The organism is Vibrio sp. QJM3NY_27, assembly GCF_057785955.1.
Genome location: NZ_CM173511.1, coordinates 388,770 through 407,801 on the forward strand (window position 1 = coordinate 388,770; position 19,032 = coordinate 407,801).

21 protein-coding genes are annotated in these 19,032 nt (G+C 43.2%); 10 read left to right on the forward strand and 11 right to left on the reverse strand.

What is annotated here, in order from left to right:
- Nucleotides 1-82: 82 nt before the first annotated feature.
- Nucleotides 83-1,051: a TAXI family TRAP transporter solute-binding subunit gene (locus tag AC3CIA_RS01785; RefSeq protein WP_017078819.1), complete on the reverse strand. Its 969-nt coding sequence runs from the start codon at nucleotides 1,049-1,051 to the stop codon at nucleotides 83-85.
- Nucleotides 1,052-1,393: 342 nt separating this feature from the next.
- Complete coding sequence (argR, locus tag AC3CIA_RS01790; protein ID WP_004735909.1) at nucleotides 1,394-1,864, reverse strand: transcriptional regulator ArgR; 471 nt, start codon at nucleotides 1,862-1,864, stop codon at nucleotides 1,394-1,396.
- A 332-nt stretch (nucleotides 1,865-2,196) separates the two neighbouring features.
- On the opposite strand from argR, the gene mdh reads away from it, so the two are divergent.
- Both mdh and AC3CIA_RS01800 read left to right on the forward strand, forming a co-directional pair.
- The gene (gene mdh / locus AC3CIA_RS01795; protein WP_488518436.1) at nucleotides 2,197-3,132 is read left to right on the forward strand and encodes a malate dehydrogenase; all 936 of its coding nucleotides are present in this window, start codon (nucleotides 2,197-2,199) and stop codon (nucleotides 3,130-3,132) included.
- Nucleotides 3,133-3,260: 128 nt separating this feature from the next.
- The gene (locus AC3CIA_RS01800; protein ID WP_009847833.1) at nucleotides 3,261-3,452 is read left to right on the forward strand and encodes a hypothetical protein; all 192 of its coding nucleotides are present in this window, start codon (nucleotides 3,261-3,263) and stop codon (nucleotides 3,450-3,452) included.
- 96 nt (nucleotides 3,453-3,548) lie between these two features.
- Here AC3CIA_RS01800 and ispB read toward each other — a convergent pair whose 3' ends face one another.
- On the reverse strand, nucleotides 3,549-4,520 hold the full coding sequence (gene ispB / locus AC3CIA_RS01805) for an octaprenyl diphosphate synthase (RefSeq protein WP_004735906.1): 972 nt from the start codon (nucleotides 4,518-4,520) through the stop codon (nucleotides 3,549-3,551).
- Between the two features lie 268 nt (nucleotides 4,521-4,788).
- Between ispB and rplU the strand changes: the two genes are divergently transcribed.
- From rplU to folA, 6 genes are all read left to right on the forward strand, one after another.
- Nucleotides 4,789-5,100 (forward strand): 50S ribosomal protein L21, encoded by a 312-nt coding sequence (gene rplU / locus AC3CIA_RS01810; protein WP_004740823.1) that lies wholly within the window; start codon nucleotides 4,789-4,791, stop codon nucleotides 5,098-5,100.
- Nucleotides 5,101-5,119: 19 nt separating this feature from the next.
- Nucleotides 5,120-5,377 carry a 50S ribosomal protein L27 gene (gene rpmA / locus AC3CIA_RS01815; protein WP_004735905.1) on the forward strand — a complete coding sequence of 86 codons (258 nt, stop codon included), beginning with the start codon at nucleotides 5,120-5,122 and terminating at the stop codon, nucleotides 5,375-5,377.
- 326 nt (nucleotides 5,378-5,703) lie between these two features.
- Nucleotides 5,704-6,876, forward strand: a complete 1,173-nt coding sequence (cgtA, locus tag AC3CIA_RS01820) for an Obg family GTPase CgtA (protein WP_009847831.1) — start codon at nucleotides 5,704-5,706, stop codon at nucleotides 6,874-6,876.
- Nucleotides 6,877-7,045: 169 nt separating this feature from the next.
- Entirely contained in the window at nucleotides 7,046-7,813 is a 768-nt protein-coding gene (locus AC3CIA_RS01825; protein ID WP_114632943.1) for a threonine/serine exporter family protein, read from the forward strand.
- Nucleotides 7,813-8,286 (forward strand): threonine/serine exporter family protein, encoded by a 474-nt coding sequence (locus AC3CIA_RS01830; RefSeq protein WP_009847830.1) that lies wholly within the window; start codon nucleotides 7,813-7,815, stop codon nucleotides 8,284-8,286. Before AC3CIA_RS01825 ends, AC3CIA_RS01830 begins: the two co-directional genes overlap by 1 nt.
- Before the next feature lie 40 nt (nucleotides 8,287-8,326).
- Entirely contained in the window at nucleotides 8,327-8,806 is a 480-nt protein-coding gene (gene folA / locus AC3CIA_RS01835; RefSeq protein ID WP_065207181.1) for a type 3 dihydrofolate reductase, read from the forward strand.
- A gap of 178 nt (nucleotides 8,807-8,984) precedes the next feature.
- On the opposite strand, the gene apaH is transcribed toward folA, so the two are convergent.
- The 6 genes from apaH to lptD form a co-directional block, all read right to left on the reverse strand.
- Nucleotides 8,985-9,788: a bis(5'-nucleosyl)-tetraphosphatase (symmetrical) ApaH gene (gene apaH / locus AC3CIA_RS01840; protein ID WP_488518437.1), complete on the reverse strand. Its 804-nt coding sequence runs from the start codon at nucleotides 9,786-9,788 to the stop codon at nucleotides 8,985-8,987.
- A gap of 29 nt (nucleotides 9,789-9,817) precedes the next feature.
- Nucleotides 9,818-10,198, reverse strand: coding sequence for a Co2+/Mg2+ efflux protein ApaG (gene apaG / locus AC3CIA_RS01845; RefSeq protein WP_004735899.1), 381 nt, complete (start codon nucleotides 10,196-10,198; stop codon nucleotides 9,818-9,820).
- Nucleotides 10,199-10,280: 82 nt separating this feature from the next.
- Nucleotides 10,281-11,096 (reverse strand): 16S rRNA (adenine(1518)-N(6)/adenine(1519)-N(6))-dimethyltransferase RsmA, encoded by an 816-nt coding sequence (gene rsmA / locus AC3CIA_RS01850; RefSeq protein WP_004735898.1) that lies wholly within the window; start codon nucleotides 11,094-11,096, stop codon nucleotides 10,281-10,283.
- The gene (pdxA, locus tag AC3CIA_RS01855) at nucleotides 11,093-12,082 is read right to left on the reverse strand and encodes a 4-hydroxythreonine-4-phosphate dehydrogenase PdxA (RefSeq protein WP_162808203.1); all 990 of its coding nucleotides are present in this window, start codon (nucleotides 12,080-12,082) and stop codon (nucleotides 11,093-11,095) included. Before pdxA ends, rsmA begins: the two co-directional genes overlap by 4 nt.
- Complete coding sequence (gene surA, locus AC3CIA_RS01860) at nucleotides 12,072-13,367, reverse strand: peptidylprolyl isomerase SurA (RefSeq protein ID WP_017087006.1); 1,296 nt, start codon at nucleotides 13,365-13,367, stop codon at nucleotides 12,072-12,074. Before surA ends, pdxA begins: the two co-directional genes overlap by 11 nt.
- 43 nt (nucleotides 13,368-13,410) lie before the next feature.
- A complete protein-coding gene (lptD, locus tag AC3CIA_RS01865; protein WP_488518438.1) occupies nucleotides 13,411-15,744 on the reverse strand; it encodes an LPS assembly protein LptD in 2,334 nt (777 codons plus the stop codon).
- 149 nt (nucleotides 15,745-15,893) lie between these two features.
- On the opposite strand from lptD, the gene djlA reads away from it, so the two are divergent.
- Nucleotides 15,894-16,748: a co-chaperone DjlA gene (djlA, locus tag AC3CIA_RS01870; protein ID WP_488518439.1), complete on the forward strand. Its 855-nt coding sequence runs from the start codon at nucleotides 15,894-15,896 to the stop codon at nucleotides 16,746-16,748.
- 57 nt (nucleotides 16,749-16,805) lie between these two features.
- A complete protein-coding gene (locus tag AC3CIA_RS01875; RefSeq protein ID WP_488518440.1) occupies nucleotides 16,806-17,351 on the forward strand; it encodes a DUF924 family protein in 546 nt (181 codons plus the stop codon).
- A gap of 100 nt (nucleotides 17,352-17,451) precedes the next feature.
- Here the strand turns inward: AC3CIA_RS01875 and AC3CIA_RS01880 are convergent, their stop codons facing one another.
- Nucleotides 17,452-18,234: a DUF547 domain-containing protein gene (locus tag AC3CIA_RS01880; protein ID WP_065207188.1), complete on the reverse strand. Its 783-nt coding sequence runs from the start codon at nucleotides 18,232-18,234 to the stop codon at nucleotides 17,452-17,454.
- Between the two features lie 192 nt (nucleotides 18,235-18,426).
- Entirely contained in the window at nucleotides 18,427-19,029 is a 603-nt protein-coding gene (leuD, locus tag AC3CIA_RS01885) for a 3-isopropylmalate dehydratase small subunit (protein ID WP_488518441.1), read from the reverse strand.
- Nucleotides 19,030-19,032 lie beyond the last annotated feature (3 nt).

Consider the following 19,032-nt stretch of genomic DNA (forward strand, 5'->3'; position numbering starts at 1 on the left):
TCACTTGGGTTATTTTTATAAAACGTGAAAAGCCAATAAGGAGGACATGCCTCCTTATTGGTAGAGCAGGCTTAAAGTAGAATTACTTTAGAAGGCCTACTTCTTTGTAGTATTTTACTGCGCCAGGGTGAAGAGGGATTGAGATACCCGCTTTAACCATGTCTTCTTTCTTCAGGTTTGCAAATGCTGGGTGCAGGCGTTTGAATGTAGCGAAGTTTTCAAATACCGCTTTAGCAACGTTGTATGCGACTTCATCAGAAACGTCAGACGTTGTTACCATAGTTGCTGCAACACCGAAGCTGTTTACGTCAGCATCTGTACCACGGTACATGCCAGCTGGAACTGTGCTGTATGCATAGTATGGGTTTTCAGCTACGATCTTGTCGATCTGTGGACCAGTTGCTGAAACTAGTTTTGCATCACAAGAAGTCGTTGCTTCTTTGATTGATCCGTTCGGGTGACCAACCATGTAGATGAATGCATCAATCTTGTTGTCACAAAGTGCTTGTGAACGCTCAGAACCTTTAAGTTCAGAAGCAAGCTTGAAGCTATCGTTAGTCCAACCCATAGCGTCCATTACAACACCCATCGTTGCACGGTCACCAGAGCCTGGGTTCCCAATGTTTACACGCTTACCTGCTAGGTCAGACACATTGTTGATACCAGCATCGGTACGAGCGATGATGTTGAACGGTTCTGTATGTAAAGAGAACATAGCGCGAAGTTTTTTGTATTCGCCCTGATCTTTGAATTTACTTGTACCGTTGTAGCCGTGGTATTGCCAGTCCGATTGAACAACACCGAAATCTAGTTCACCAGCACGGATGGTGTTAACGTTGTAGATCGAACCACCAGTAGATTCTACAGAACAACGAATGTTGTGGTCTTTGCGGCCTTTGTTCACAAGCTTACAAATAGCACCACCAGTTGGGTAGTAAACACCCGTTACTGAACCTGTACCAATTGTGATGAACTCTTGAGCGTTAACTGCGCCAGCGCCCATTACAGCAGCTGCAATAGCCCCAACTTTAATAAGTTTGGTAAATGCCATGAATTTCCCTTCCTTTATTCATTATTAACCCTGAAACAAGTGTAGTCGTTTCTGGAGTTTCCTATTTGGAAACGGCACCTTTTTCAATCCATGTGATGAAAAAGTGGCTGAATAATATCAAAAATTGGCAGAAAATTACTCAAATGTTAAAAGATATAGCTAAAAAATCTAACAAATGACGGTTAGATCTTGTGTTTGATTTGCTACTGAGTTTTTTAAAATCAATGGTTTAGTGGTGTTTGAGGAGGGGGAGATAGATATTCTAGGATGTGATTTGGATCACGATGCGAATCGGTGTTCGTGATCCATTAATCAGGTTTATGGTTATGAAACTGTGACCAATTATCCTGCGTATTCAAACAGTTCGCACACAGAATCAAACAATTGCTTCGTGGTAACTGACAAGGTTGGCGTGATGAAGATAGTATCATCGCCTGCAACGACACCTAGTATACCTTCCGACTTACCTAATGAGTCCAATAAACGAGCAATAAGCTGCGCCGCACCTGGGCCGGTGTGTATCACCACCAATGCATTGTTGTGGTCGATATCTAATACTAATTCTCTCAGAGAGCTAGAAACTGTCGGAACACCAAGTTCAGCAGGAAGACAGTAAACCATCTCCATTTTTGCATTACGAGTTCGAACAGCACCAAACTTGGTTAACATACGCGAAACTTTAGATTGGTTGATACTTTCAAAACCTTCATGTTTGAGGGCATCGACAATCTCGCCTTGCGAACCAAAACGTTCTTCTTTTAGTAATGATTTAAAAGCACGAACTAAGTTGTCTTGTTTTTCTGTATTGCGCATATGTCATTCTTATTCATTAACAAAGATGTTTGCATATTCTCGCATACATATTCAATTTTAGCTAAAATATCACGGCAATTTGTTAGTCATATCACTGTAAAAATTTAATAGAATAATGTGTTATTAGTGTCGACTTATTTTGTTATTTCAGTCGATTATCGCCATAATGCGAACTTGCTGTGTAGCACGGTTTTATTGACTTGCGCGAAGTCGCAAAGCTGGCGTTAATTGATTGTAATCACTTTGTGATTAATATATTTTTTTAACCATAATTTAGCTCAAGAACTACCCTACCAAGAATTTATAAGAGAAATCTCTCAAGGAGAATAACAATGAAAGTAGCTGTTATTGGTGCCGCTGGTGGCATCGGTCAAGCCCTAGCCCTACTACTAAAGAACCGCCTACCTGCTGGTTCAGATCTTGCACTTTACGACATCGCTCCGGTAACACCGGGTGTCGCTGCCGATCTTAGCCATATCCCAACACCTGTTTCGATCAAAGGTTACGCGGGTGAAGATCCAACACCAGCACTAGAAGGTGCGGATGTTGTACTTATTTCTGCGGGTGTTGCTCGTAAGCCTGGTATGGATCGTGCGGATCTTTTCAATGTGAACGCTGGCATTGTTAAGTCTCTTGCAGAGAAAATCGCAGTTACTTGTCCTACTGCTTGTGTTGGTATCATCACTAACCCAGTAAACACAACAGTACCAATCGCTGCTGAAGTACTTAAGAAAGAGGGCGTTTACGACAAGCGTCGTTTATTCGGCATTACTACTCTTGATGTTATTCGTTCTGAAACGTTTGTTGCTGAGCTGAAAGATAAAGATCCAAGCGACATCCGTGTTCCTGTTATCGGCGGTCACTCAGGTGTAACGATCCTTCCTCTACTTTCTCAAGTTGAAGGCGTAGAGTTTACTGATGAAGAAATCGCAGCGCTAACAACTCGTATCCAAAATGCGGGTACTGAAGTAGTAGAAGCTAAAGCTGGCGGCGGCAGTGCAACACTATCTATGGGTCAAGCGGCATGTCGTTTCGGTCTTGCTCTAGTGAAAGCGCTTCAAGGCGAAGAGAACGTAATTGAATGTGCATATGTTGAAGGTGAAGGCGAGCACGCACCATTCTTCGCACAACCAGTTAAACTTGGCAAAGAGGGCGCAGAAGCGATCCTTAGCTACGGTGAACTGAGCGACTTCGAACGCAACGCATTAGACAGCATGCTAGAAACGCTAAATGGCGATATTGAGATCGGTGTTGAATTCGCTAAATAAGCGGGACACCATTTAACTCAGCCAAAAGATAGTTAATAAGAGCCGATCATTATGATCGGCTTTTTTGATCCTTGCATTCAACCCGCTCGTAATACTTTTATAACCACGAAGAATTAGGGTATTGAACGATGACTAGAGTACAAAAAGGAATGAATGTTAACTATCTAGGTCGCTTGGGCAAGATATTGGTTATCGATGAGCAAGAGCAGTTCGCTTTATTTGAGTCTTACAATAGTCATAAGCAATATGCGGTTCCATTGGAAGAACTTGAAGAGATCGAAGCGCAATTACCTTTATCATTAGAATCGAGTCGATATTGAAACCCGGAGTTATATCTAACAGGATCAAAAAAAGAGCCAACCGGCTCTTTTTTGTTATTTATATAGAAGCTAGAAGCGAGTTGTCTATTAACCTGCTTACTTACTACGTTTTACTGCAAGGTGAGCTAGCGTGGTTAAAGCCTGCTTATATTCTGAATCAGGAAGTACAGAAAGCTCAGCAATGGCTTTATCTGCTTCTTCATAGGCTTTATTTGTTGTGTACTCTAATGAGCCTGTCTCTTTCATAACAGCCATAATGTCGTCGAGACGCTCCATACCATTGGCTTTTTCAATCGCTTCTCGAATCATGCTGGTTTGTTCAGGAGAACCATTGTGCATTGCGTAAAGTAGAGGCAGTGTTGGTTTGCCTTCGGCTAGATCGTCACCAACGTTCTTACCCATCTCTTTACCATCAGCAGTGTAATCCATCACATCATCAATCAATTGGAATGCAGTGCCTAGGTATTTACCGTAGTTTTGCATAGCCGTTTCGATTTCAGGTGATGATTCGCTAAGAATTGCACCGATTTGCGTTGCAGCTTCAAACAAGCGAGCGGTCTTCGAGTAGATGACCTGCATGTAACTTTCTTCTGTGGTGTCCGGGTTATTACAGTTCATTAATTGTTGAACTTCACCCTCGGCAATCACGTTAACTGCTTCACTCATTAACTCAAGGATCTTTAAGGATCCTAGCGTTGTCATCATCTGGAACGAGCGAGTGTAGATAAAGTCACCCACCAAAACGCTAGCGGCATTACCAAAAGCTGCGTTGGCTGTCGCTTTACCGCGTCTCATGTCCGACTCGTCGACGACATCATCATGGAGAAGGGTAGCTGTGTGAATAAACTCGATAAAAGCTGCAGAGGTGATATGAGCTTCACCTTGATAACCAAGAGCACGAGCAGATAAAAGAGCAAGCAAAGGACGTAGGCGTTTGCCACCACCGCTAACGATATAAAAACCAAGCTGGTTGATTAAACTTACGTCAGAATTAAGTTGGGCTTGAATTGTTTCATTCACTTTTGCCATATCATTGGCAGTAAGCGTTTGGATAGCTTTAAAATCCATTGTTCATCCGGCTGAAGTTAGACCCTGTAAGGCTTATACGTTGTATTTAATTGTTGAATAATACACTAAAAAACGTTGATTAATACATCACTTAAAGGCATCATTGCCGCACTTTTCTTTGGCGAACATGTTTTCGCCAATATTTTAAAAATATGGCTTGTCATAGCGGCATGATTCCCGTAGAATCTGCGCCCTATTGATTAGTTTAGCGCACACCCGAGTTGTAGAATTAACAACCATAGGCTGTGCGGAAAAAGCGGAGTAAAATATGTACGCTGTTTTCCAATCTGGTGGCAAACAACACCGAGTAAGCGAAGGTCAAACACTTCGTTTAGAGAAATTAGACGTTGAAACTGGTGCAACTGTAGAATTTGATAAAGTTCTTCTTGTTGCTAACGGCGAAGAAATCGCTGTTGGTGCACCTCTTGTTGAAGGTGGCAAAGTTACTGCAGAAGTAGTACAACACGGTCGTGGCGATAAAGTAAAAATCGTTAAGTTCCGTCGTCGTAAGCACTCGCGTAAGCAAGCTGGTCACCGTCAGTGGTTCACAGAAGTGAAAATCACTGGCATTAACGCTTAAGTATTAGGAGAGTTTAACAATGGCACATAAAAAAGCTGGCGGTTCTACTAATAACGGCCGCGATTCAGAAAGCAAACGTCTTGGTGTTAAGCGTTTTGGTGGTGAATCTGTTCTTGCAGGTAACATCATCGTTCGTCAACGTGGTACTAAGTTCCACGCTGGCACAAACGTTGGCATCGGTAAAGACCATACTCTTTTCGCTCTTACTGAAGGTAAAGTGAAATTTGCAGTAAAAGGTCCTAAAAACCGTAAGTTTGTAAGCATCGAAGCTGAGTAATTTAGTCTTTTATTAGATTATTTATACTAGCTTTCAAGCTGAATTCAAAAGCCCTGCCGATTCGGCAGGGTTTTTTATTTATAGCGAGAATAAAAAAGTAGACGCTCTTGTTTTGGTTTTGATAAGCCGTTCTATTTTTGAGAAACAGTTTGGTTTTATTAAGAAGCCGTTTGTTTTTTAAGATACAGAAAGCAAAGAACCTCTCCTTATTTGTTCCTTGGTTGCAGATCGATCTAGATCTTAGGTGATCGATCTAAACACGGATCTGCTAGAATTTATATCATTCCTTGATGAGTGGTAACGCAACGTAAGTGCGGAGTTAAAAAATGAAATTCGTTGATGAAGCATCAGTAAAAATAGAAGCCGGTGATGGCGGTAATGGTACAGTAAGCTTTTGGCGCGAAAAATTCGTCGCTAAAGGTGGTCCTGACGGCGGTGATGGCGGTGATGGCGGTGATGTTTACATTCAAGCGGATGAAAACTTAAACACACTGATCGATTACCGTTTCCAACGTTTTTACAATGCTGAGCGTGGCGAAAATGGCCGCGGTGGTAACTGTACTGGTAAACGTGGTAAAGATATGACGATGAAAGTACCGGTAGGTACTCGCGCTGTTGATATCCACACGAATGAAATCGTTGCTGAAGTTGCTGAGCATGGCAAGAAAGTTATGGTTGGTAAAGGTGGTTGGCACGGTCTTGGTAACACGCGCTTTAAGTCGTCTGTTAACCGTGCTCCTCGTCAAAAGACAATGGGTACTAAAGGTGAAGTTCGCGAACTACGTTTAGAGCTTCTTCTGCTAGCGGATGTTGGTATGCTTGGTTTGCCAAACGCTGGTAAATCTACGTTTATTCGCTCAGTATCTGCTGCGAAACCAAAAGTGGCTGATTACCCGTTTACGACGCTAATCCCTAGCTTAGGTGTGGTAAGTGTTGTCCCTGAGAAGAGTTTCGTCGTTGCCGATATCCCTGGCTTGATCGAAGGCGCAGCTGATGGCGCTGGTCTTGGTATTCGTTTCTTGAAGCACCTTGAGCGTTGTCGCGTTCTTCTGCATATGATCGATATTTTGCCGATCGATGGTTCTGATCCTATTCAGAATGCACTGACGATCATCGATGAGCTTGAGCAATACAGTGAGAAAGTTGCACAGAAACCTCGTTGGTTAGTGTTCAATAAAGTTGACCTAATGCCTGAAGAAGAAGCTGACGAAAAGATTCAAGAAATCGTCGAAGCTTTAGGTTGGGAAGGCGAGTACTTCAAGATCTCTGCTGTAAACAAGATCGGTACCAAAGATCTTTGCTTTAAACTGGGTGAGTTCATGGAGAACCTACCTCGTGAAGTTGAAGCAATTGAAGAAGAAGAAAAAGTTAACTTTATGTGGGATGACTACCATAAAGATGCGATGGCCGGTAAGAATGTCGTTACTGAAGATGACGACGACTGGGATGATTGGGATGACGAAGAAGATGACGGTCATGTTATCTATGTTCGTGATTAATAATCCTCGTCGTTTCTTATAAGCACTTTGGTCGCTTTTTCTAAGATACGCTGATAGTTTTATTAAACCGCAATGAAAATTGCGGTTTTTTTGTATCTAAATCATGACGTCTTGCTGTTTTTTATGCAAAATTTATCTTTAGATAATTAACGCCTATGGGAAGGAAATCATGGCATCAAAACAAAGAGCGATCTCAAGGTTAGTCGCTCAATCAGGACAAATGTTATTAGCTCATGGCGCCGAGAGCACATTGGTCGGTGACATTATGCGCCGCATCGGTATTGCTTGTGGGGTGAATGAGGTTGAAGTTGCACTGTCAGCCAATGCGTTGGTTGTGACAACAGTAATGGATGATCATTGCATAACGACGACTCGAAGTTGCGCTGATCGTGGCATTAATATGCAGGTGATAACCGAGATTCAACGCGTGTGTATCATGATGGAGAAAGGGATTCTAGATTATGATTTAGCTTATAATAAGATCCAAGGGATCAGTCCTGAACGCTACAACCGTTGGTTAGTTGTCGTAATGATAGGGCTATCGTGTGCTTCTTTTAGCCGTCTTGCTGGCGGAGATTGGCATGTCTTTATGATGACGTTTATAGCTTCGGCTTGCGGTATGATTGTGAGACAAGAGATCGGTCATCGTCATTTCAATCCGTTATTAAATTTCGCTATTACCGCTTTTGTCACCACCACCATCTCAGCTCAGGCGGTGCTCTACAATATTGGAGGTCAGCCCACCATCGTGATGGCTTCGTCAGTATTGATGCTAGTGCCCGGTTTTCCTTTGATTAACTCTGTAGCAGATATGCTTAAAGGCCACATTAATATGGGGTTAGCGCGTTTTACCATGGCCAGTCTATTAACTCTAGCGACAAGCTTAGGTATTGTCGCAGCGATGAGCCTATCTGACGTATGGGGGTGGGTGAACTAATGACTATTTTTGAACTTTTTGTTGGGTTACTCAACGACATGTTTTTTGCTGCGATTCCTGCGGTTGGTTTTGCATTGGTGTTTAACGTCCCGCAACGAGCGTTAATTTATTGTGCGCTGGGAGGTTCCATTGGTCACGGTAGCCGTTATTTGATGATGCACTTTGGTATTCCTATTGAATGGGCGACGTTCTTTGCTGCTACATTGGTAGGCATGATAGGGGTGCATTGGTCGCATAAATTGTTAGCACACCCGAAAGTATTTACGGTTGCAGCCTTGATTCCGATGGTCCCTGGCGTGTTTGCCTTTAAGGCGATGATTGCCATGGTTGAGATTAACCGAGCCGGATACAACCCAGAACTATTGGCATTGTTGATGGAGAACTTTTTGAAATCGATGTTCATTATCGCAGGGCTTGCGGTTGGCTTAGCAGTGCCTGGGCTGTTATTCTACCGTCGTAGACCTATCGTCTAGCTTCAACTTCATTTTCAAGTAAGGACAGGACTTTCGATTTATGATCATCAGCATGATAGCGGCAATGGCGAACAACCGTGTAATTGGTAAAGACAATCAGATGCCTTGGCATTTACCTGCAGATTTCGCATGGTTTAAACGTTCAACTATGGGCAAACCTGTCGTGATGGGGCGTAAAACTTACGATTCAATTGGTCGCCCTTTGCCGGGGAGGCTGAACGTTGTAATCAGCCGCGACGAGAGTTTAGAAATCGAAGGCGTAACGACGGTAACTTCGATTGAAAAAGCACTAGAGCTGGTAAGTGATGTTGATGAAGTGATGATCATCGGTGGTGGTTCAATCTATGAAACCTGCTTACCAAGAGCGAACAAGTTATACCTGACTTATATCGATTTTGATGTGGATGGTGATACTCAATTCCCAGACTGGGGAGAAGGTTGGAAGCAGAGCTTTAATGATACTTATCAAGCGGATGAGAAAAACAAGCACGATATGGAGTTTGTGGTTCTCGAGCGTTAACGGTGGTTATTAAGAGTTAGGCTCTGAAAATGCTTGCGTTACTGTGCACAGCTAGCGCAAGCTTCTCGTATCTCGTATCTCGTATCTCGTATCTCGTATCTCGTATCTCGTATCTCGTATCTCGTATCTCGTATCTCGTATCTCGTATCTCGTATCTCGTATCTCGTATCTCGTGTTTCTATAGCGCTTTTTGAGTGAAAAACTGTTTGTCTTCCCAGCGAAGTATCGTCAAGTCTCCCCCCCACACACACCCAGTATCAAGTCCAATCACATTTTTTCCTGAGTAACCTTCTAGCGCAGCCCAGTGTCCAAAAATAACTGTTTTATCCAGCTTTATACGTTGTGGTAGGTCAAACCAAGGCACTAACGGCTCAGTGGTAATTTCGCTTGGCGGAAGTTTACAGGCCATATCGAGTCGGCCATCAGTAAAACAGAAGCGCATTCTAGTCAGGCTGTTTATCGCATAGCGATAGCGCTCAATCCCTTCTAAATTTTGACACCATGAGTCAGGCGTGTTGCTGTACATGTTTTCGATAAGCCATTGCCACTGCTCTGATTTTAATAAATCAGCTATTTCCAGACTTTCAATACGCGCTCGCTCTAGATCCCATTGAGGTGAGATGCCAGCATGAGACATTACGAACTCTGGATGTTCTTGAATCAAAGGCTGTTGTCTTAACCATTCGAGCAGCTGTTCTCGGTCTTCTGCATCAAGAATGGGTTGAGTCTTGTCTTTTGCTTTAGCTGGAAATAGCCCTAAGGAAACCGCAAGTAGATGCAAGTCATGGTTGCCTAATACAACCTTAGCAGCGTTACCTAGGCTACGAATAAAGCGTAGCGTCTCCAATGATTTAGGACCACGGGCGACTAAATCACCAGCAACCCATAAGGTATCTTGCTGCTTATCAAAATTGACGGTTTTAAGCAGTAATTGAAGTTCGTCGAAGCACCCTTGGATGTCTCCGACAATATAATTCGACACAATAATTTCCTGTAGATACGGATGTACGACTAATTAAGAATATTAGGGATTGCGAGTCTGAATGGATCAACTTCAGTTATGAAGTCGATGCCTTTGTTATCAGTCATCACATAATGACCTTGCATAACACCCACAGGAGTTTCGATGACGGTACCACTGGTGTAAGTGTATTCGTCGTTGGCTTCAATCACGGGTTGTTGCCCAACCACGCCATCACCTTCTATGGTGAGTTGTTTGCCGTTGGAGTCGGTAATCAGCCAACGGCGAGACATTAGTTGAACCGTTGTTTTACTGAGATTTTTGATGGTAATAATGTAGGCGAAGACGTAGCGGTTCTTCGTTGGTTCAGATTGTTCCTCTATGTATTTAGAGTGAACCTGACATTTGATACAAGGCGTAGATATATCCATATTCGCACCTTTTGTTGTTGGTATACTTTAAAGTATTACATAAAAAACAGGCTCCTCACCGAAGTGTAGGAGCCTTTTAGAATTATTTGTCAGCGCTGTGAGTGTCGTACAACCAGTTTGCCATGTCGACAAACTGCTCGAGCGTTAAATTTTCAGGACGCATGCCTGGGTTAACACCCAACTCTTCAAGTACTTCCTTGTCGATTAGGCTCTTGTAGCAGTTACGAACCGTTTTACGACGCTGGTTAAAGCCTTCACGACATACACGATCTAGCCATTTCAGATCTTTTGCCGGGTAAGGTAGCACTTCGTATGGCTGTAGGCGTACTACTGCAGAATCTACTTTCGGTGGCGGAACGAAGGCCGTTGGTGGCACTTCTAGCACAGGCGTCACTTTACAGTAGTATTGAGCCATTACCGTAAGACGACCATAAGCTTTAGTACCTGGGCCGGCCGCTAATCGGTTAACCACTTCTTTTTGAAGCATGAAGTGCATGTCTTGCACGTCTTTATGGAACTCAAAAAGGTGGAACATCAATGGTGTCGAGATGTTGTATGGCAAGTTACCGAAAATACGTAGCTTGTTGTTTGGCTTAACAAGTTGTTCGAAATCGAACTTCATTGCATCGCCTTCATAGATCGTTAGCTTATCAGCCAGATCGGGATGGTTGCGAAGACGTTCAGCCAGGTCTCTATCCAATTCGATAACTGTAAATTTATCGACAAGCTTACCCACTGGCTCAGTAATTGCGCCTAGACCAGGACCGATCTCTACCAAGTTTTGACCTGGTAGTGGGTTAATGCTAGATACGATGCCATCAATAATGTATGGATCGTTAAGGAAGTTTTGACCAAAACGTTTACGCGCTTTGTGCCCTAAGTGGACATCATTTCTCATTGCTTTTTCTCTACTAATTCAATGGCGTGCGTGAGCGCTGTTCTAAAGCTCCCTGTATCGGCTTGGCCTTTCCCTGCCAAGTCTAAGGCGGTACCGTGGTCGACTGATGTTCGAATAAACGGTAAGCCAAGCGTGATGTTCACTGAACGACCAAACCCTTTGTATTTCAATACTGGGAGTACTTGGTCGTGATACATACCTAAAACAGCATCTGCATCTTGCAAATATTTTTCATTAAAGATGGTATCTGCTGGCAATGGGCCAACTAAATTGATGCCATCTTTTTGGCGAATTTTTTCTAGCGTCGGGGTGATGGTTTCTATCTCTTCACGTCCCAAGCAACCATCTTCACCTGCATGTGGATTCAAGCCACACACGTAGATAGTTGGTTTCTCAATAGCAAACTTTTCAACCAAATCTTTATTCAGAATTGCAATAATTTGCTCTAATCTGTCTTCGGTCACTGCTTGAGATACATAAGCTAGTGGGATGTGCGTTGTTACTAGCGCAACACGCAGCCCTTCTGTTGCCAACATCATCACCACGAGCGGTGTATTGGACTTCTCTGCAAAGAACTCGGTATGGCCACTAAAAGCAACGCCAGCTCGGTTAATTACACCCTTGTGAACAGGGCCGGTGACAATAGCATCAAATTCATCATTCATACAGCCAATTGCTGCGGTTTCTAATGTATTTAATACGTAGTGGCCGTTCGCTTCATTAAGTTGACCCGCAACGGCGACTTCAGCGAGTGGAACATGTTTCACAACCAATGTTCCAGAGCGTTGAGGTTGCTTGGGCGCGGTTGAATCGTAATCCAACAGCTCCACCTCGATCCCTAACATTTGAGCTCGCTCTGCTAGTAGGGTTTTGTCCGCACACACCACGAGCTGATGTGGCCAGCTTTCTTGGGATAAGGCGAGAGTTAAATCTGGCCCAATTCCCGCAGGTTCACCTGCCGTAATGACAAGGCGTTTAGTTGTCATCTTGGTCATCCTCAACCATTTCAACAAAGGCACTTGCTCTTACTTCTTGCAGCCAAGCACCAGCTTCTTCGTTGAACTTACGGTTAAATAGAATTTGGTAAGCTTTGTTTTTCAAAGCTGAATCGGTACGGTCTACTTCTCGACGGTCTAGTACTTCAACAATGTGCCAGCCATGCACGGTTTTGAATGGTGCACTGATTTTACCTTCAGGTAGTGTTTCTACTTGGTGCTTGAATTCAGGTACATACAAATCCGGTGTTTGGTAGCCTAGTTCACCATCTTGCACTGCAGAGCCTGGATCTTGGCTGTATTGCTGCGCAAGTTCACCAAAGCTCGCTTCACCCGCGTTAACACGACGCGTGATTTCCTCTAATTGCTCCTTGGCACCGTCGTCACTTAAGATGACGGTCGGCTTAATTAGGATATGACGAGCATTAACTTCCGTTACCGCTACCGTTTCCAAGCCTTTCACATCTTCAATTTTCAAAATATGGAAACCAACGCCGCTTCGGAAAGGACCGATGATGCTGCCTTTATTCTGCATTTTGATTTGGTCTGCAAAAATGGTAGGCATCTCTTCTTTACGCATCCAACCCCAGTCACCACCTTGTAGCGCTTTAGGGCCTTTTGAATAAGTATAAGCCATGGTGCTGAAATCTTTGCCTGAGTTAAGCTCCTCAACCACTTCTTTAGCTTGAGCTTCTAGCTCTTCTTTGGTTTGGTCATCATTAAAGCGAAGTTGGATGTGTCCGATTTTGTATTGAACGGTCGCGTTAGTCTCTTGCGCCAAGATATCCGCAAGGTTATCGACTTCAGCTGGAAGAATGTTGATACGACGACGCACTAAGGCGTTACGCGCTTCACTTGCCGCAATCTCTTTTCTTACTTGTTCGCGAAATGCATTGTAACTAAGGCCTTCTTCAGCAACCGATGCTGTTAATTGTTCTACAGTCTGGTTGTTGTCTTTCGCGATGCCTTCGATTGCTTGATCAAGTCGAGCATCATCAATACGAACGCCAATACGTTCCGCTTCTTGTGTTTGAATGGTATCGATGATCAGCTTTTCAAGCACTTGCTCATTGAGCACGTCTTGCGATGGTAGTGTTTGGCCGCTTTTCTTAGCATTTGCGCGCAGCGTCTTCATTGAAGCATCGATGTCACTTTGTAAGATCACGCCTTCGTTAACGATAACTTTTACGCTGTCTAGTTCTACCGGCGCTGCGTAGCTTACTGATACAGTACAAGCGGCTGCGATGGCAATTAATGTGCGTTTCCACAATGTCATGTGTAATCCTTTAAATTTACTGATGTTTTATCAGTAAAGAAAATTAGTTGTTTAAGAAGAATGGGCGGCCGTAGCTCAGAGAGTTATCAGAACTACTATCCCCAACAGCGCCAGAGTCAGAGCCGATATTAGTGCCAAAGCCGACAATACCGAAGTTCACACTGAAGTTGTTTTCATATTCAGGCGTGGTGTTTGGGTCACTAATGTTATTTGTCAAACGGTTACTATAGGTAAAGCCGATGTACCAACAATCCGATTTATAGTTTAACCGAGCTAACCACTCGAGGTTCTCTTGTGTAGTCAAATCATAGAAATATTGAGCACTGGTATTCCATTTCGGTGAAATTTGGTAAGCGCCAAGTAAGCCGGCTTGAGAGATGCCATCTCTTGTTATTGATGATACGTCAAAATCAACCGTTTCATTTATGTATTCTTCTGTAACGTAGCGATAGTTGGTTTGTATGTAACCACCACCAAAACGGTATTCAATAGTACTGTTTGCTAGCTGCATAGCCGAAGTGTCGATATCGTATTGCACGCCACCATGGTAGAACAGGTAGTCATCGTAGTTGAAGTCCATTTCAATAGCCCAAGAAGAATAATTAGTTTTAGCATCAGAACCTTCACTACTCAGGGTTTGCTTTGTATCTTTATCAAAATAGAATATTTGACCAAATGATATATTTAGGCGTTCTTTGTATTCGTCATCAAAGAAACGAGAGGATGCGCCGTAACTCACTTGGTTTGCGGCTGCTATACGATCCACGCCACTGTACTTACGGCTTCTGAACAGGCCGTAGTAATCAGTCTGCAGTAGTGTTGTATCGTAAAGGCCAATATCACTTTGATCTTCTTCTGGAACATACAAGTATTGGACTTGCGGCTCTAGTGTTTGAGTATAGTTGCCAACAATAGTGGTATCTCGTTCTAGTACGACACCCGCATGGCTTCTAAACTCAGGGATCACACGACTTACTGATTCTTCCAAGCCTTCATAATCAGATCCTGCGCCCGTATCAACACCATCAAGATCTTGTTGGTAATATGTACCAAGTAAGCGAGCTTCTGTTGTCCATGTTCCCCATGTATTGCCTACGGGGATTGTAATTCCAGGTTCTACATGAATACGATTCGCAGAGGGTTTGCCACTTGCGTCGGTATCAAACATTGAGACATGGCTGATCATGTCAAAGTCTAAATATTCCATCACCTCAGGAGCATAATAGTTATACTCTAGTTGCGGCATTAGGCGATAAGGTAGATTGTTACTCGTAGTAAGAACTTGGAAATCTCGCACAAGTACAGAAGCATCCCAGTTCTGTGAACGGTATGTTGCTCGGCCTTCTTGGAGCAATTGACCATCTTCACGGTTACCAATACCAGAACTTAGATCGGTAAAGTAATCAATATCGCTGACTTTTGAGTAGTCGACTTCAAACAACCACGATTGCTGGAATATCCCTGAATGCTGGAGTTGAGCCCCCCAACGGTCGCCTTTTTCGGAGTGTTTTTTGTCATCCGGTAAATATTCAGACTCGATACTACCTGAGCCAAAATCGCTCAAGTAACGGAATTTACTGTTAAGTTGTGTACCACGCTCTTGCATGTACTTGAAGGTGGTTTCCAAGTCATAGTTTGGCGCCAAGTTCCAGTAAACAGGGATTTCAGCTTCAAAGCCATCACTTGAACCGTATGAAACAGTTGGGTACAAGAAACCAGTTTTGCGTGTGTCGCCGACAGGTACCGTTAAGTAGGGTAAGTAAAAGACGGGAACACTTTGGATTTCAAAACGTGGATTATAAAAGGTGGCTTGTTCTTCATCTTGGTCGACACTGATGCTTGATGCTCTTAGGCGCCAAGCGTTGTCGCCAATAGGACAAGAGGTAATTGAGCCATCTTCTATTTCGTAAACCGCTTTACCTGTTTTTGCGATATAAACCGCATCACCGCGACCTGGTTCGCAAAGAAATTCGTAGTCGGTATTTTCTAGCGTCATTTCATCGGTAGTCAGATTGTTGGTTGCTCTGTCTGACACTGATTTTATTTGACCATCACTAAAGTTTACGTTGCCTTCAGCTACAACGATATTTTCTTGTTGGTGTAGGGTCACATTATCGGCAAGGATGGTCTTATTCCCTTGCGTAACTCTTACGTCACCCGAATAGATTGCCTTATCACCATTGATAGCTTCTAAGCGATCTGACTCAACATGAGCGGGTAGCTGTGTCTCGTTTTCTGCTGCGGGCTCGATCAAGCATTGATCTATAGAGGGCATTTCCTGCACACTACTATCGGTGATTGTTTCAGCTTGAGTTGTCGACACGTATAATGCCGTACTTATAGACGCGGCTAACAAGGTGCGGGAAAAAGATTGCATGAAGTTGAACTATCCTGTGTCACTAGATGAAGGGTTGATCTAGTATCAATCCAATTAATAAAGCATTTTCCTTATGATAAAGGAAATATTAGCATTCAGCATCATCAGACAGCGTTACTCAGATAAAATTCATAGATAGAGAACACATAATGCAAATATTTGGCAAAATTTTGGGCGCTTTTTTTGGCTTTTTATTTGGGCACATCCCCGGTTTATTTTTTGGCCTGTTTTTAGGGCATCAATTTGATAAGGCTCGACGTTTAAGCCAATCGGGCTTCAATAGCTCTGGTTTTGGCCGAGGTCCAAGCCAAGCTGAAAGACAAAACGAGTTTTTCAAATCTGCTTTTGCGGTTATGGGACACGTTGCTAAAGCTAAGGGGCAGGTTACACCAGAAGAGATTCAGCTCGCTTCTACAATGATGGAGCGTATGAACCTGCATGGTGAACAACGTAAAGCGGCTCAAGATGCTTTCCGCGATGGCAAAGAGAGTGACTTCCCGTTAAGCGATGTGCTTGAGCGTGTGAAAATCTCATCGGGTGGTCGTTTTGATCTTCTGCAGTTTTTTCTTGAGCTACAAGTATCTGCAGCATTTGCCGATGGAAGCTTGCACCCAAGTGAGCGTCAGGTTTTGCATAAGATAGCGCAAGGTCTTGGGTTTTCTGCGGAACAGCTAGAGCGCCGTTTACAGATGCAAGAAGCAGCATTTCGTTTTCAACAGCAAGGTGGAAGCTTTGGTGGCCATCAAGGTCATGGACAGTCATCGGGGTGGCAACAAGCTTCACAGCAAAACCAGTTGGCAGATGCTTTTAAGGTGTTAGGAGTGAGTGAAAGTGCCGACGGTAAAGAGGTGAAGAAAGCCTACCGTAAGCTGATGAATGAACACCACCCTGATAAGTTGATGGCGAAGGGCTTACCACCAGAAATGATGAATGTCGCGAAAGAAAAGTCGCAAGAAATTCAAAATGCTTATGACTTGATAAAGAAGGTCAAAGGTTTTAAGTAATCAAACACTAAACCGAGTAATAACAAAATTACCCGGTTTTTTATTAAAGGGAATTATATGACGGTAACGTATCAGAATGTTCTAGAGTTTTGGTTCGATGAATTGACGCCTAAAGATTGGTTTACTGGCGGCGCCGAGATTGACGCTTTGATTGAGTCTCGTTTTGCTAAACTGCACAAAGCCGCTATCCAAGGTGAGCTATTTGAATGGCGACAAAATGCAGAAGGGCGCTTGGCTGAAATTATCGTGCTTGATCAGTTTTCTCGAAATATTGGTCGAAACAGTCCAGTAGCATTTTTGGCTGATCCTATGGCGTTGGTTTTAGCGCAAGAGGCGGTAGCGGGTGGTTTTGATCACCAGCTTAACGAGCAACAAAAAAGCTTCCTGTATATGCCTTATATGCACAGTGAGTCTTTGTTGGTTCATGAACAAGCCGTGGAGCTCTTTTCTCAAGCGGGATTAGAACATAATCTTGATTTTGAGTTTAAGCACAAGGTGATCATTGAGCGTTTTGGTCGTTACCCACACCGCAATGAAGTACTAGGGCGAGCTTCGACTCCTGAGGAAATTGAGTTCTTACAGCAACCAGACTCAAGCTTTTAATTGTGGAGATACGGTCAAAGAATTGAGAAGAGGCTAGTGGTTAATAAAACCTCTAGCCTCTTTTTTTGTTTAGCTTTAGTGATTAACTCTCGCGTTAGAACTAGTTTGCTTGGTTAAGCGACCAATCATAGTCATAACTGATTTTTTCAGTGTTTGTTACCTGCTTTGTTCTGTATTGATCTAAGTGTTGAATAAGTTGTTGTGGGTTGCCAAAATCAACAGCAAACCATTCGTAAATCGATGACAGATGAAGTTTATTGTTGCTAACCAATACACCCTTGGCACTATTGATATACTCAGCAGCAGCGAGTTCTAACAACGTCTCTGTATTATCAGACGTAAAGGCCTCAGGTTGCAGATTAGGGCAACCCAGACTCGCACAATTCACTGCGTAATGCGTACGTGGGTCTTGCCAAATAGGTCTTAAGATTCGATGTTCAATATCATTCAGTGACATTGATTTTCCATTGACTACCACTACATCATCTCCCCATGGCCCGAAACTAAACAGTCCGCCGAGCTTGGTGATGGATTTAATCGGGTACGCATCAAGAATCAAATCGACAGTCACGGCGTTATATAAATTAACCCAGTAGGCATACTGCTCTGCTTTTGAATAGTCGATTGGATTCAACTGTTCTAGTCTCTTGATGTACTGCTTGAGCTTTGCCTTATCTGCAGTGCTAACCGCTTGATAGCGAACTAGGGTGTTTTGCCCTTGTTTAACTAAGTAGCTATCGATAAATTGCTGCCAGTCTTGATGAGATACCTGTTCTTGATTGGTTTCATTGCTTTGGTTCCAGTATGGCCAAAGATCAGATTTAGGCGCAGACCAAGCTAAGGTTGAGAAAAGTAGGCTGACAATAAAAAGTAGTTGTTTCATGGCATTCTCCTGATGACTGACTACTAAGACCTTATGCTTTACGATTTTCTTTCATAGCTCTTCAGTTAAATAGCGGAACTGCTCTAAATAAAGGGCAGAGCTTAATAAGCACATTAAGTTAAGCTAAAAGCTCAGCCAAATAAAAAAGGTTGGCACTAGGCCAACCTTTTATATATACAAAACTGTGTGATGCTATTTCAGGAAGCTAGGAATCTTAGCTTCAAATTCTGAAATTTTATCGGCGTGTTGAAGCGTTAGGCCGATGTTATCTAGACCATTCAGCAAACAGTGACGACGGAACTCATCAATTTCAAATGAGTACTCTTTTCCATTAGCATTGACTGTCATTGCTTCTAAATCAACGTCGATCTCAGCACCTTCATTCGCTTCAACGAATTGGAAAATCTCATCAACTTCTTGATCAGTAAGACGAACAGGCACCATCTGGTTGTTGATCGAGTTACCGTAGAAAATATCAGCAAAGCTTGGAGCGATCATCACTTGAATACCGTAATCGGCAAGTGCCCAAGGTGCGTGTTCACGAGATGAACCACAACCAAAGTTTTCACGCGCCAGTAGAATTGAAGCACCTTTATAGCGTAGTGCGTTCATTACAAATTCAGGGTTTGGTTGTTGGCCTGCGTCATCTAGGAAGCGCCAATCATGGAATAAGTGCTTACCAAAACCGATACGGTTCACTTTCTGTAGAAACTGCTTTGGAATGATCGCATCAGTATCGATGTTGGCCGTATCTAGAGGAACGACTAATCCGGTGTGTTGTTGAAAACCTGACATGTT